The sequence below is a fragment of the Sphingomonas sp. GW821-FHT02B09 genome (assembly GCF_059421875.1).
Window position 1 is genome coordinate 759,574 of the sequence record NZ_JBWKVV010000002.1, and the last position, 13,779, is coordinate 773,352.

Sequence of the window (13,779 nt, forward strand, 5' to 3'; positions counted from 1 at the left end):
CGCGCTCGTGGGGAGGGATGCGCGTGTCTCGGGTGGCATCCCAACGCCTCCGCATGATCCCGTCTTCTTCGCGCCTTCGCGCCTTCGCGTGAACCATTCTCTTTTCGCTGTCGGTGGCCGTTCGACCCGGCATTCGCTGGCGAAAACGACGCTAGCGCCCCTCCTTTCCGCGTCCGCCGCGCCGCAGCCCGGACACGCGAAGCGCATTGCAAAATCGTTATTGTAACGGAACATTGCTGCGGCGCGGCGGTAGTGTCAGGAACGAACCGGAGTTGCCGCATGTCCCAGTCCCGCCATCCCGCCCGGTGGCCCCATATCCTTGCCGTTATCATCGGCACGTTCGGGGTGCTCAATCTGGTCGGGGGCGGGTGGCTGATCCTGCTCGGCGGCAGTCTGTTCTATGCGGTCGCGGGACTGGCGATGCTGGCGACGGCGGTGTTGCTGTGGCGGCGGCATGCGGCGGCGCTGCATGTCTTCGCCGCTTTGGTGATCGGGACGGTGGTCTGGGCCTGGGCGGAGATCGGCGCGGACTGGTGGCCGCTGGTGCCGCGTGGCGACCTGATCTTCATCTTCGGCGCGTTGCTCGCGCTGCCGTGGACGGTGAAGCGGCTGGTGCCGCGCACCGGCTGGCTGCGCGCGGCGGGGCCGCTGGCGGTGGCGCTCGGTGCGGCGGCGGTGTTCGGTGCGGTGGCGCTGACCCGCGACGTCCACAATCTCGACGGCACGCTGCCCGGGCCGCGCAACGCGCTCGCCGCCAATCTGCACGGCGTGCCGGACGACGACTGGCAGGCCTATGCGCGGAGCTGGTACGGCGACAAATTCTCGCCGCTGACGCAGCTCACCCCGGCGAACGTCGGCAAGCTCGAGGTCGCGTGGCAGTTGCAGACCGGCGACCGCAAGCGTGAGGGCGATCCCGGCGAGACGACGTACGAGATGACGCCGATCAAGGTCGGCGATACCGTCTATCTGTGCACGCCGCACAATTGGGTGATCGCGGTCGACGCCGAGACGGGCAAGGAGCGCTGGCGCTTCGATCCGAAGATCACGACGTCTGCGAAGAACATGCAGCATCTCACCTGCCGCGGCGTGTCCTATTGGGATGGTGCGCGGGCCGGCGCGAGCGTCGGCGACTGTCCGCAGCGGATCTTCCTCGCCACCAACGACAGCCGGCTGATCGCGCTCGATCCGAAGACGGGGGCCTTGTGCCGCAGCTTCGCACAAGGCGGCACGGTCAGCCTGCTGCCGGGCCAGCCGCATTACAACCAGGGCTGGTATCAGGTGACCTCGGCGCCGCTCGTCGCGCGCGGGCTGGTGATCACCGGCGGCGCGGTGTTCGACAATATCGCCACCAAGGTGCCCTCGGGCGTGATCCGCGGCTATGACGCGGCGTCGGGCAGGCTCGTCTGGAATTTCGATCCGGGCAACCCGAACGACACCGCGCCGCTCGGCGCGGGCAAGCAATATACGCCGTCGTCGCCCAATAGCTGGAGCACGCCCGCCGCCGACGAGGCGCTGGGGCTCGTCTATCTGCCGATGGGGATGGGTGCGGTCGACCAATGGGGCGGGCATCGCCCGGCGACCACGGAGAAGTTCGCCACCTCGGTGCTAGCGCTCGACATCGCGACCGGCAAACCGCGCTGGGTCTATCAGACGGTGCACCACGACCTGTGGGACATGGACGTGCCGGCGCAGCCCGCGCTGGTCGACCTGAACCTGCCGGGGCGTGGGCGCGTGCCGGCGCTGGTCCAGTCGACGAAGACGGGCAATCTGTTCGTGCTCGACCGGCGGACCGGCCGGCCGATCTTCCCCGCCCCCGAGACGCCAGTGCCGGCGGGCGCCGCGCCGGGCGATCATACGTCGCCGACGCAGCCGCTGTCCGCGATCTCGCTGATGCCCGCGCCGGCGCGCGAGAAGGATATGTGGGGGGCGACGATGATCGACCAATTGTGGTGCCGCATCCGCTTCAGGTCGCTCGACTACAAGGGCGCGTTCACGCCGCCGTCGCTGCGCGGGTCGCTGGTGTTCCCGGGCAATTTCGGGGTGATGGATTGGGGCGGCATCTCGATCGACCCGGTGCGGCAGGTGATCTTCGCGCATCCCAATTACGTCGCCTTCGTCGACCGGCTGGTGCCGCGCGCCGACGATACCGGCGGCCCGGGCGAGCGCGGTCCGGCGGGCGGATCGGATCGCCGCGGGTCGCAGGAGGCGGGCTACAACCCCAATACCGGTGCGCCGTTCGCGGTCGACATGAACCCGTTCCTGTCGTTCGCCGGCCTGCCGTGCCAGCAGCCGCCCTGGGGCTATGTCGCCGGGATCGACCTGACCACGGGCAAGAAGGTCTGGGAGCACAAGAACGGCACGATCCGCGACGAGACGATTTTGCCGCTGCCGTTCAAGCTCGGCGTGCCGTCGCTCGGCGGGCCGATCACCACCGCGGGCGGCGTCGCGTTCATGGCGGCGGCGATCGACGATTACGTCCGCGGCTACGACACGCGCACCGGCAAGGTGCTGTGGCGCGCACGGCTGCCGGCGGGCGGGCAGGCGACGCCGATGACCTATCGCTCGACGGCGAGCGGGCGGCAGTTCGTCGTCGTCGTCGCGGGCGGGCATGGCTCGCTCGGCACCAGGCTCGGCGATCATGTCATCGCCTACGCCTTGCCCAAATGATCGTCGGAGGGCGACCCGAACACTCGGGTTGCCCTTCGTAGCGGCGCGGGGTACACAGGGGGTTATGGCGTGGCCGCTCCGGTAAGGGGCGGCCCTATTTGTTTCCGACCCAAAAGATCCGACGGAGTTCACCCGTGGCCCAGCCCCTTATGCCCCATGCGACCGCGTCCTGGATGGTCGACAATACGTCGCTGTCCTTCGACCAGATCGCCGATTTCTGCGGCCTCCACATCCTCGAGGTGCAGGCGATCGCCGACGATACCGCCGCCTCGAAGCTGACCGGTCGCGATCCGGTCCGCGCGCACGAGCTGACGCAGGACGAGATCGACAAGGGCCAGGCCGATCCCGCCTATCGTCTGAAGATGATCAAGGGCCCCGAGCAGGTCCGCCGCACCAAGGGCCCGCGCTACACGCCGGTGTCGAAGCGGCAGGACAAGCCCGACGGCATCGCCTGGATCATCCGCAACCATCCCGAGATCACCGACGGCGCGATCAGCAACCTGATCGGCACCACCCGCACGACGATCGCCGCGATCCGCGACCGCAGCCACTGGAACATCGGCAACATCACGCCGAAGGACCCGGTGACGCTGGGCCTGACGACGCAGCGCGAGCTGGACGCGGCGGTGGCCAAGGCGTCGAAGGCGTCGGGCAACGAGGCCGCGCCGACCGACACGCGGCTGGAGGGCGATCGCGAGGCGCTGATCGCCAGCCTGCGCGCCGAGCGCGACGCGGCGGCGCGCGGCGTCGACGTGGCGGATCAGGACCCGGCCTCGGCCGCGGCGGCGTTGTTCCAGGATCCGTTCAAGCGGTGATGTGAGTTAGGCTTCTCTTCCTCCGTTTGCCCTTCGACAGGCTCAGGGCGAACGGACAGGAGACTGGTACCTTGTCCCGCGCTGCGCTAGCCTCTCCCAAAGCATTGGGAGAGCAGGCATGTGCGACGAACTTACCGTCGAGGACGACGCCCGGCTGACGCGGCGGCAGCTCGGGTTGGCGGCGGGGGCGGTGGGCGCGGCGCTGGTGCTGCCGGCGCCTGCGGACGCCAAGCCGATCGCCGGGCGCGACGTCGTCATCACCACGCCCGACGGGCAGTGCGACGCCTATTTCACCGCGCCGAGCGCGGGCAAGCATCCCGCGGTGCTGATGTGGCCCGACATCATGGGGCTGCGGCCGGTGTTCCGTAAGATGGCCGACCGGCTCGCGCAGACGGGCTATGCGGTGCTGGTCGTCAACCAATTCTACCGCTCGGCCAAGTCGCCGATCATCGCTGCCGGCGAATCGTTCGACCAGCCCGCGGTGCGCGACCGGATCATGCCGTGGCGGGCCGCGCTGACCGCGGCGGCGACGACGAGCGATGCCAAGGTCTTCCTCGCCTTCCTCGACCTGCAGAAGGAGGTCGACACCAAGCGCGGCATCGGCAGCGCGGGCTATTGCATGGGCGGACCGATGGTGCTGCGCACCGCCGCGGCGCGGCCGGCGCAGGTGCATGCCGGCGCGTCCTTCCACGGCGCGGGGCTGGTCAGCGAGGCGCCGGACAGCCCGCACACGCTCGTGCCGCAACTCACGGGCGGCTATCTCATCGCGATCGCCAGCAACGACGATGCGCGCAGCCCCAATGACAAGGTGGCGTTGCGCAAGGCCTTCGCCGCGGCGAAACGGCCGGCGGAGATCGAGGTCTATGCCGATGCGATGCACGGCTGGTGCGTGATCGACAGCAAGGTCTACAACCCGCCGCAGGCCGAACGCGCCTGGGCGCGGATGCTCGACCTGTTCGCCAAGAATTTGTGACGGGAGCCGCGTGATGGCCGAACTGACCTTCTACACCAACCCGCGCTCGCGCGGGCGGATCGCACGCTGGATGCTCGAGGAGGCGGGGGTCGACTATGACACCGTCGTGCTCGATTATGCCTCGACGATGAAGCAGGAGCCCTATCTGTCGGTCAATCCGATGGCGAAGGTGCCGGCGATCGTCCATCGCGGCAAGACGGTGACCGAATGCGCGGCGATCTGCGCCTATTGCGCCGAGGCGTTCCCGGCGGCGGGGCTGGGCCCACGCGACGACGAGCGCGCGGATTATTACCGCTGGCTGTTCTTCGCGGCGGGGCCGATCGAGGCGGCGGTGACCAACCGCTCGCTGGGCGTGGTGCCGAGCGAGGCGCAGCAGCGGATGATCGGCTATGGCGATTACGATCGCGTCGTCGACGTGCTGGAGCAGGCGGTGGGCGCGCATCCGTTCATCGCCGGCGACCGGTTCACCGCGGCGGACGTCTATGTCGGATCGCAGGTGATGTTCGGGCAGCAATTCGGGTCGATGCCGAAGCGCGCGGCGTTCGAGGATTATGTCGCCCGGCTGACGGCGCGCGAGGGGTTCCGGCGGGCGGCGGCGCTGGACGATGCGGCGATCGCGGCGGCGGCTTGAGGGGCGCAGAGACGCACCGCTGACTTCGTCACACCGGACGGGGCGTGGGGCGGGGCGATTATCTTATTCCTCCCCCGCTAGGGGGAGGTGGCAGTGCGAAGCACTGACGGAGGGGGAGGATACGGCGAACTCGACGTATGCGGAAACGCCCCCTCCACCCCCCGGCTACGCCGGGCGGTCCCCCTCCCCCGCTAAAGCGAGGGAGGAATTTGGAGCTATCCCCCGATCACGGCCTTCAGGAACTCCGGGATCGGGCCGTTCCAGCCGTCGTCGGGGCCGTCGTCGCGCTCGTCGCGGCGTGGGCGACGACCGCCGTCGGGGCGGATGTCGCGGCGCGGCGGCGGCGCGAATTCCGGCTCGGGGCGGCGCTCCTGACGGGGCTGGCGACGCGGTTCCTCGACGGCGGCGGGCGCCTCGACCACCTCGGGTGCAGCCTCCGCCACCGGCGCGCGCGCGGGGCGGTCGCGGCGGCTCTCACCGCGGGTCGTGCGGTCGCGGCGGCCGCGGCGCGGTTCCTCGCTCGTGGCGGTAGCGGCAGCGGCGGGCGCCTCCGCCTCGGGCGCGGCGCCGAGGTCGAGCCGGTCGATCTTCTGGCCGGTCAGCTTCTCGATATTCTGGATGTTCTCGGCATCCTCGCTGGTGATCAGCGTATAGGCGATGCCGGTCGCGCCGCCGCGGCCGGTGCGGCCGATGCGATGGACGTAATCGTCCGGATGCCACGGCGCGTCGAAGTTGAAGACGTGGCTGACGCCCTTGATGTCGAGCCCGCGCGCGGCGACGTCGGAGGCGACGAGGATGTTGATCTTGCCGTCCTTGAACAGGTCGAGCTCGGCGATGCGCTGCGCCTGCTCCATGTCGCCATGGATCTCGCCCGCCTTGAAGCCGTGCTTCTTGAGGCTCTTGTTGAGCTCGCGCACGGTCGTCTTGCGGTTGCAGAAGATGATCGCGTTGCGCACCTCGTCCTGCGCCAGCAACTGGCGTAGCGCCTCGCGCTTCTTCATCGCATTGCCGGAGACGGGGACGAGGAACTGCTTGATGTTGAGGTTGGTCGAGGCGGGGCGCGACACCTCGATCATCTTCGGATTGTCGAGGAACTTGTCAGCGAGCTTCTTGATCGGCGGCGGCATCGTCGCCGAGAAGAGCAACGTCTGGCGCTGTTTGGGCAGCTTGGTGCAGATTTCCTCGATATCGGGGATGAACCCCATGTCGAGCATCCGGTCCGCTTCGTCGATGACGAGCATCGAACAGCCGGTGAGCAGGATGTTGCCGCGGCCGAACAGGTCCATCAGGCGGCCCGGCGTCGCGATCAGCACGTCGACGCCCTTTTCGAGCGCCTTGATCTGGTCGCCCATCGATACGCCGCCGATCAGCAGCGCCATCGACAGCTTGGTGCCGGCGCCGTATTTCTCGAAATTCTCGGCGACCTGCGCGGCGAGTTCGCGCGTCGGCTCGAGGATCAGCGAGCGTGGCATGCGCGCGCGGCTGCGGCCGTGCGACAGGATGTCGATCATCGGCAGCACGAAGGCGGCGGTCTTGCCCGTCCCCGTCTGCGCGATGCCGATCAGGTCGCGCATCATCAGCACCGACGGGATCGCCGACGCCTGGATCGGCGTCGGCTCGGTATAGCCGGCGTCGGTGACCGCCTTGAGCAGTTCGTCGGAAAGGCCGAGGTCGGCGAAGCTCATGCCAAAAGGCTCATGCAAAGGTCCGGATAAGTCACGGTCACGCGCGCGTGCGATACCGTTGCGGCTGGCGCTTGCGGATTCGGGCGCAAAAGTCAAGAATTGGTGCGGCAAGTCCTCCCCCGCCAGGGGGAGGGGGACCGCTCGGCGCAAGCCGAGTGGTGGAGGGGGAGGATGGGGCGGGAGCTTCGTTACCGGGCTCCCGTCCTGTCCTCCCCCTCCGTCACGGCTTTGCCGTGCCACCTCCCCCTGGCGGGGGAGGACTTTGCTACTTCGCCGGGACCAATGTCTTGAACGTCGCGATGCCGCAGCTCGCGCCGGAGCGCATGCGGATCACGTCGCGGCCGGCGCAGACCTGGCCGTCGGCGGCGGGGCGCAGGTAGAAGCCGCCGTAATAATCGAGCGGGCCGCAATCCTTGTCGAGCCGCGCGCGCAGCCGCTTGCCGCCGTTCATCACCAGATCGACCGCGCCGGGGGTCTGGATCAGCGCGCCGCCTAGATCGGCGGCGGCGACGCATTTCGGCCCCTTCTTCTCCTTGTAGCGGATCGGCGCGGGAATGGCGGCGCGCGCCGCGCCCATCCGCGGCAGGCGGATGATGACGCGCTCGTGGATCGTCATCTGCGCGAGCAGCGTGCCGTCGCGCTGGCCCGCGCCGCCGCCGAGCGCGGCGGCGGCGGGCGCCGCGACGGCGATCAGCAGGATGGGAAATGCGGGATGCAGCATGTCAGACCCCGCCCCTTAGTCCGGATCGTTGAACAGGCGATGAACTTGGCCTAGCGGACGCGGCATGACACCCGCGCAGACCGCCATGCTCGACGCGCTCGTTCCCGTATTGGGACGCAAGGGGATCGTCACCGATCCCGCCGCGATCGCGCCGTGGCTGGTCGACTGGCGGCGGCGCTTCCACGGCGCGGCGCCGGCGATCCTCGCGCCCGCCTCGACCGCCGAGGTCGCCGCCGTCGTCGCCGCCGCCGTGCGGCATCGCGTGCCGCTGGTGCCGCAGGGCGGCAACAGTTCGATGGTCGGCGGGGCGACGCCGCCTGCCGACGGCTCGGCGCTGATCCTGTCGTTGCGGCGGATGAATGCGATCCGCCGCGTCGATGCCGCGGCGGGGCTGGCGGTGGCGGAGGCGGGGGTGATCCTGTCCAACCTGCACGACGCCGCGCTCGCCGTCGACCGGCGCTTTCCGCTGACGCTCGGCGCCAAGGGCAATGCGACGATCGGCGGGCTCGTCTCGACCAACGCCGGCGGCACGCAGGTGCTGCGCTTCGGATCGATGCGCGGGCTGGTCGCCGGCGTCGAGGTCGTGCTCGCCGACGGCAGCGTGCACGACGGGCTGGCGCCGCTCAAGAAGGACAATCGCGGCTACGATCTGACGCAATTGCTGGTCGGGGCGGAGGGGACGCTGGGGGTGGTCACCGCGGCGACGCTGCGGCTGGTGCCGGTGCCGGCGGTGCGCGCGACCGCCTGGGCGGCGGTGCGCGATCCGCAGGCGGCGCTGACGCTGCTGCGCCGCTTCCAGGCGGCGACCGAGGCGCTGGAGAGTTTCGAGATCCTGCCGCGTGAATCGCTCGCCGCGGTGCTCGCTTATGTGCCGAGCCTGCGCGCGCCGGTGGCGGCGGAGGCGGCTTGGCATCTGTTGATCGAACTTACCGATCCGGCCGGCGACGCGCTGATGGAGCGGCTGCTCGGCGAGGCGCTCGCGGACGGGCTGATCGCCGATGCGACGCTGGCGGCGACCGCGACGCAGGCGGCGGACTTCTGGCGGATCCGCGAATCGATCTCCGATTCCGAGCGGGCGCTCGGCCCGGCGTCGCAGCACGATCTGTCGGTGCCGGTCGACGCGATGCCGCGCTTCATGATCGAGGCGGCGGCGGCGTGCGAGGCGCGCTTCCCCGGCACGCATGCGAGCGGCTTCGGCCATCTCGGCGACGGCAACATCCATTTCCACGTGCGCGCGGCGTCGGGGACCGATCCCGCGCTCTGGTATGGCGAGCAATTGCCGGTGGTGACGCGCTTCGTCGACGATCTGGTGATCGCAGCGGGGGGCTCGATCGCCGCCGAGCACGGCATCGGCCAGATGAAGCTGGCCGAGCTGGAACGGCTGTCGTCGCCGGCGCGGCTGACGGCGCTGCGCGCAGTCAAGGCGGCGATGGACCCGCTCGGCATCCTCAACCCGGGCAAGCTCGTGGCGCTTGCACCCTCGGCTGCGGCCCAATAGAGCAGCGGCCAGCGAGCGGCTGCGCCGCAAACTATCCACCACGGAGAGAGTTCCCATGGCCAGTGCGCCGCTTCCTTTGTTCTACAACGGCCTCGAGCCGCTCTCGAGCGAGACGCATGCCGATTGGCGTGTCCGCCAGCAGGACAGCGCGCCGTTCCTCGTCGGCCAGCATGCGATTCCGATCACCACCGACGAATTCCCGCTGGTGCAGCGTCATATGCCGATCGTCTTCTCGGTCGGCGACGACGCGATCCCGCTCGCGCTGATGGGCCTCAACGAAGGCGTCAACGTCTTCATGGGCGACGACGGCAAGCTGACCGAGACCAATTTCTACGTCCCGGCCTATGTCCGCCGCTATCCCTATATGCTCGCGCGGCTGCGTCCCGACGCCGAGGAGCTGTCGCTGTGCTTCGACCCGACCTCGGAGGCGCTCGGCGCCTATGACGACGGCGAGCCCTTGTTCGAGAACGGCCAGCCGAGCCAGGTGACCAAGGCGATCCTCGACTTCGCCGAACAGTTCGAACAGGCCGGCGCCCGCACCCAGGCGTTCATGAACGAGCTGCGCGAGCAGGAATTGCTGATGGACGGCGAGGTCACCATCCAGATCGACGAGAATCAGCAGCCGTTCGTCTATCGCGGCTTCCAGATGATCAACGAAGAGAAGCTCGCCGGGCTGCGCGGCGACCAGCTGCGCAAGATGTCGCAATCGGGCATGCTGCCGCTGCTCTACGCGCACCTCTTCTCGCTGTCGCTGATGCGCGAGATCTTCGCGCGCCAGGCGCAGCAGAACAAGGTGCCGCAGCCGCAGTTCGGCTGATCCTTCCTTCCATACCGATCGCACGGGCGGGGTCGCACGACGCGAGTCCCGCCCGTGTCGTATCCGGGCCATCGCCATGGCTTGACCCGTCGTGCGCGCCGGTCGAGTGTTCCCGCCGCTAGCAAGGGGTTGGACTCTATGACGAACCGGATCGACGGCGAACGCTATTCGCGGGTGGCGATCGCCTTCCACTGGACGATCGCGGTGCTGGTCGTCGCCAATCTGGTCATCGGCATCGGCCACGACGGCATCCCGGCGCTGCGCGCGCTGATGGGGGCGCACAAGGCGATCGGCATCACCGTGCTGGTCCTGACCGCCGGCCGCGTCGCGTGGCGGCTGACGCATCGTCCGCCGGCGCTGCCCGCGGGGACGCCGGCGTGGGAGAAGGGCGTCGCGCATGCCACGCATTGGACGCTGTACCTGCTGATGGTCGCGATGCCGCTGACCGGCTGGATGATGGTCTCCGGCCCCGGCCCCGGGCCGCAGCGGCCGCTGAGCTGGTTCGGATTGTTCGACGTGCCGCTGCTGCCGGTCGGCAGCCGCGCCGCCGATCTGGGCCATGACGCGCACGGGCTGCTTGGCTGGCTGATGCTCGCGCTGGTCGTGCTGCACGTCGCCGCGGCGCTGCGCCACCATCTGCTGCTGCGCGATTCGGTCCTCGTCCGGATCGCGCCCGTGCTGGGCAAGTAAAAGAACCGGACGGAAAAAAAGAACGGCTGGCGGGCCGGGGGTTGAACCAATCGGGCGCTCGACTATTTTATGAAAGTACGGCGCTCGTGTCCCCCCTTTCGCGGGCCCGTATGACACACTTTCAGTGTGTCTCCTCCCTGAACCTTGGCCACTCCGTGCTTCATGCACGGGGTGGTTTTTTTATGTCACTCCGCCGCCAGCGCGATCCCGTCGCCGGTCAGCGCCTCGTCCGCCGCCGCGGCGATCATCCGCTGGAGCAGTGCGATGACAGCGGGCAGGCCGGCACCGGGACGATCGAGCGCGGCATCGAGATAGAGCGTGCGGTCGAACTCGATCTGGATGGCGTGGATGCCGCGGGCGGGGGCGGCGTGGCGTTCGAGGATATGGCCGCCCGCATATGGCGTGTTGAGCGCGGTGCGCACGCCGGCCTGCGCCGCGGCCGCCTCCAGCCGCGCGACGAAGCGTTGGGCCGCGGCATGGCCGAAGCGGTCGCCGAGCACGATGCGGGCATGATCGCCGAGCGGCGGCATCGAATGCACGTCGAGCAGCACCGCGACGCCGAACCGCGCCTGCGCCGCGGCGAGCGCGGCGGCGAGCGCGGCATGATAGGGGCGATAATCCTGTTCGATCCGTGTGGCGACCTCGTTTCCGCTGAACCGCCGTCGCCACAGATCGCCCGCCGCCCCGGCGCGGCGCGGCACCAGGCCCAGGCCGCTGCGCACCTTGGCGGAGGGCGCCGGCTGGCCGTGCGGGCGGACGCCCTCGTCGACGCGCGGGTCGCGTTCGCCCTCGCCGCGGTTGAGGTCGATCCAGGCGCGTGCGCGGCGCTGGACCAGCATCGTCTCTTGCGTCCGGGCGCCCTGCGCGACCGCGTCGACGAAGCGATCCTCGAGGATGGTCAGCGCGGTCGCCGGCAGCCGCAGCGCGCCGAGCAGCGCCGCCGGATAGTCGCGACCGGCATGCGGCACGGACAGGACCACCGGGCTGAGCGGCGCACCGTCGCGGTCCAACCCGCCGATCGTATCGAACGATGCGTCCATCTATGGCACGTCCTACCGCGTTCCCGCGTTCGGCGCGCTGGAAATCTTCACAACTGCGGATCATAGGACGGCGCGCGAATGGAGACCGACAAGGCGATGATCCGAATCCTGCTGGCCGAAGACGATCAAGTCATGCGCGAATATCTCACCCGCGCGCTGGAGCGCGCCGGCTATGCGGTTGCGGCGGTGGACCGCGGCACGGCGGCGATCCCGTTGCTGGAGAGCGAATCGTTCGACCTGCTGCTGACCGATATCGTCATGCCCGAGATGGACGGAATCGAACTCGCCCGCCGCGCCGCCGAACTGGTGCCGGGGCTGCGCGTGATGTTCATCACCGGCTTCGCCGCGGTGACGCTGAAGGCGGGGCGCGAGATGCCCAATGCGCGCGTGCTGTCCAAGCCGTTCCACCTGCGCGACCTCGTCGCCGAGGTCGATCGCGTTTTCGAGACGGGAAGTGCCACCGGATTGAATTGACCGCTTGCCAGGCCGGAAAAGCCCGGCTAATGGCGCACCTCCGGCGGGCGTGTAGCTCAGTGGTAGAGCACTGTGTTGACATCGCAGGGGTCGCAAGTTCAATCCTTGCCACGCCCACCATCCTGATTTGGCTCTATCCGGCAGCATTCCTCCACCCCAGAGGGATCGGATAGAGCCACTTCGGCCTCCCGGTGCCGCGGCATCGGAATTTCCACCTCATCATCGTCACATTCGGCTTGGTGCCGGCGGCGCGCCGGGCAAGAAGCGGGCAGGGTTTCGCGTCGGGCGGGCCTGCCGACCGTATCCGGACGATGATCGCATGACCCACAGCAACCGCGCACGGACCAGCGCGATCCGGGCCTTCCTCGCCGCGCAATCCTCCGCCGGGCTGGTGCTGATGGCGGCGGCGGTCGTCGCGCTGGCCATCGCCAATTCGCCGCTCGGGCCGGGCTATGCCACGCTGCTGCATGCCGGCATCGGCCCGCTGTCGCTCGGCCATTGGATCAACGACGGGGTGATGACCGTCTTCTTCCTGCTCGTCGGGCTGGAGATCAAGCGCGAGATGGTCGACGGGCAATTGTCGACCTGGCCGCGCCGCATGCTGCCCGGGGTTGCCGCGGCAGGCGGGATGATCGTGCCCGCCTTGCTGTTCCTCGCGGTCAATCGCGGACCGACTGCGTCGGGCTGGGCGATCCCGGCGGCGACCGACATCGCCTTCGCCCTGGGCGTCATCGCGCTGCTCGGCGCGCGCGTGCCGGCGTCGTTGCGCGTGTTCCTGGCGGCGCTGGCGATCCTCGACGATCTCGGCGCGGTGCTGATCATCGCGATCTTCTATACCGCCGGCCTGTCGTGGCCCGACCTCGCCGGCGCGGCGGTGGCGGTCGCGCTGCTGATCGGCTGCAACCGCTGCGGGGTGCAGCGGCTGTCGGTCTATCTGGCGATCGGTGTGATCCTCTGGCTGTTCGTGCTGCGCTCTGGCGTGCATGCGACGCTGGCGGGGGTGGTGCTGGCGCTGACCATCCCGATGCGGCGCACCCGGGGACGGTCCGACGCGGACGATCCCAGCCCGCTGCACCGGCTCGAACATGCGCTGCAACGGCCGGTGGCGTTTCTGGTGGTGCCGGTGTTCGCGCTGGCCAATGCCGCGGTGCCGCTGCTCGACCTGCCCGCGGGGGCGCTGGCGGCGCCGGTGACGCTCGGGGTGATGGGCGGGCTGGTGATCGGCAAGGTCGCCGGCGTGTTCGGCTGCGCGATGCTGGCGATCCGGCTCGGTCTCGCCGACATGCCCGCGCATGCCGGGCGGCGTCAGCTCTTCGGCGTCGCCTTGCTGTGCGGGATCGGCTTTACGATGAGTATCTTCATCACGCTGCTTGCCTTTCCCGATGCGCCGCTGCTGCAGACCGAGGCGAAGCTCGGCGTGCTGATCGGTTCGCTGCTGTCGGGGATCGCCGGCTATACCGTGTTGCGGGTAGCGCGGCGCTGAGGCGCCGCGCCAGACGGTCAGTCGCGGGCGATGCCGCGGCCGGCGACCTTCTCATAGCCGGACAGTTCGTCGCCGATCGCCACCTTGGCGGCGAGATCGTCGGCGCGTGCCTGGTCCTTGGCCGCACGCTTGGGATCGTTGGGGTCGCCGTCGGGATCGGCGGCACCGACATTGGGGCTGTCGGGAATGTAGAGAACGGGCTTGTCGTGATTGTCATCGGGCAATGGACATCTCCTTTGGCTCTGCCGGGGAAAACGTCCGGGGGCGCAGGCGGTGCCATCGTTC

Annotated in this window: 13 protein-coding genes and 1 tRNA gene; 10 read left to right on the forward strand and 4 right to left on the reverse strand. The window is 69.3% G+C overall.

Annotation, left to right across the window (positions count from 1 at the left end; genetic code table 11):
* The first annotated feature begins 279 nt into the window (after window positions 1-279).
* From AC07U4_RS11470 to AC07U4_RS11485, 4 genes are all read left to right on the forward strand, one after another.
* Window positions 280-2,667 (forward strand): membrane-bound PQQ-dependent dehydrogenase, glucose/quinate/shikimate family, encoded by a 2,388-nt coding sequence (locus tag AC07U4_RS11470; RefSeq protein WP_495195490.1) that lies wholly within the window; start codon window positions 280-282, stop codon window positions 2,665-2,667.
* A gap of 134 nt (window positions 2,668-2,801) precedes the next feature.
* The gene (locus AC07U4_RS11475) at window positions 2,802-3,482 is read left to right on the forward strand and encodes a DUF1013 domain-containing protein (protein ID WP_038663640.1); all 681 of its coding nucleotides are present in this window, start codon (window positions 2,802-2,804) and stop codon (window positions 3,480-3,482) included.
* A 118-nt stretch (window positions 3,483-3,600) separates the two neighbouring features.
* Entirely contained in the window at window positions 3,601-4,455 is an 855-nt protein-coding gene (locus AC07U4_RS11480) for a dienelactone hydrolase family protein (RefSeq protein WP_495195491.1), read from the forward strand.
* Between the two features lie 13 nt (window positions 4,456-4,468).
* Window positions 4,469-5,086, forward strand: coding sequence for a glutathione S-transferase family protein (locus AC07U4_RS11485; protein ID WP_495195492.1), 618 nt, complete (start codon window positions 4,469-4,471; stop codon window positions 5,084-5,086).
* Window positions 5,087-5,301: 215 nt separating this feature from the next.
* Here the strand turns inward: AC07U4_RS11485 and AC07U4_RS11490 are convergent, their stop codons facing one another.
* A complete protein-coding gene (locus tag AC07U4_RS11490) occupies window positions 5,302-6,771 on the reverse strand; it encodes a DEAD/DEAH box helicase (protein ID WP_495195493.1) in 1,470 nt (489 codons plus the stop codon).
* 265 nt (window positions 6,772-7,036) lie between these two features.
* On the reverse strand, window positions 7,037-7,492 hold the full coding sequence (locus tag AC07U4_RS11495) for a hypothetical protein (protein ID WP_495195494.1): 456 nt from the start codon (window positions 7,490-7,492) through the stop codon (window positions 7,037-7,039).
* 64 nt (window positions 7,493-7,556) lie between these two features.
* Here AC07U4_RS11495 and AC07U4_RS11500 point away from each other — a divergent pair, with 64 nt between their 5' ends.
* The 3 genes from AC07U4_RS11500 (at window position 7,557) to AC07U4_RS11510 (ending at window position 10,497) form a co-directional block, all read left to right on the forward strand.
* Window positions 7,557-8,990, forward strand: a complete 1,434-nt coding sequence (locus tag AC07U4_RS11500) for an FAD-binding oxidoreductase (RefSeq protein ID WP_495195495.1) — start codon at window positions 7,557-7,559, stop codon at window positions 8,988-8,990.
* 55 nt (window positions 8,991-9,045) lie between these two features.
* A complete protein-coding gene (locus tag AC07U4_RS11505; RefSeq protein WP_038663622.1) occupies window positions 9,046-9,807 on the forward strand; it encodes a SapC family protein in 762 nt (253 codons plus the stop codon).
* A 138-nt stretch (window positions 9,808-9,945) separates the two neighbouring features.
* Window positions 9,946-10,497, forward strand: a complete 552-nt coding sequence (locus AC07U4_RS11510) for a cytochrome b (protein ID WP_495195496.1) — start codon at window positions 9,946-9,948, stop codon at window positions 10,495-10,497.
* A gap of 185 nt (window positions 10,498-10,682) precedes the next feature.
* On the opposite strand, the gene AC07U4_RS11515 is transcribed toward AC07U4_RS11510, so the two are convergent.
* Complete coding sequence (locus AC07U4_RS11515) at window positions 10,683-11,537, reverse strand: N-formylglutamate amidohydrolase (protein ID WP_495195497.1); 855 nt, start codon at window positions 11,535-11,537, stop codon at window positions 10,683-10,685.
* 96 nt (window positions 11,538-11,633) lie between these two features.
* On the opposite strand from AC07U4_RS11515, the gene cpdR reads away from it, so the two are divergent.
* The 3 genes from cpdR (at window position 11,634) to nhaA (ending at window position 13,494) form a co-directional block, all read left to right on the forward strand.
* Window positions 11,634-12,011 (forward strand): cell cycle two-component system response regulator CpdR, encoded by a 378-nt coding sequence (gene cpdR, locus AC07U4_RS11520; protein WP_038667273.1) that lies wholly within the window; start codon window positions 11,634-11,636, stop codon window positions 12,009-12,011.
* Between the two features lie 45 nt (window positions 12,012-12,056).
* Window positions 12,057-12,131 (forward strand) — tRNA-Val (locus AC07U4_RS11525).
* Window positions 12,132-12,330: 199 nt separating this feature from the next.
* Window positions 12,331-13,494, forward strand: a complete 1,164-nt coding sequence (nhaA, locus tag AC07U4_RS11530; protein WP_495195498.1) for a Na+/H+ antiporter NhaA — start codon at window positions 12,331-12,333, stop codon at window positions 13,492-13,494.
* A gap of 17 nt (window positions 13,495-13,511) precedes the next feature.
* On the opposite strand, the gene AC07U4_RS11535 is transcribed toward nhaA, so the two are convergent.
* Window positions 13,512-13,718, reverse strand: a complete 207-nt coding sequence (locus AC07U4_RS11535) for a hypothetical protein (RefSeq protein WP_137897233.1) — start codon at window positions 13,716-13,718, stop codon at window positions 13,512-13,514.
* Between the last annotated feature and the right edge of the window lie 61 nt (window positions 13,719-13,779).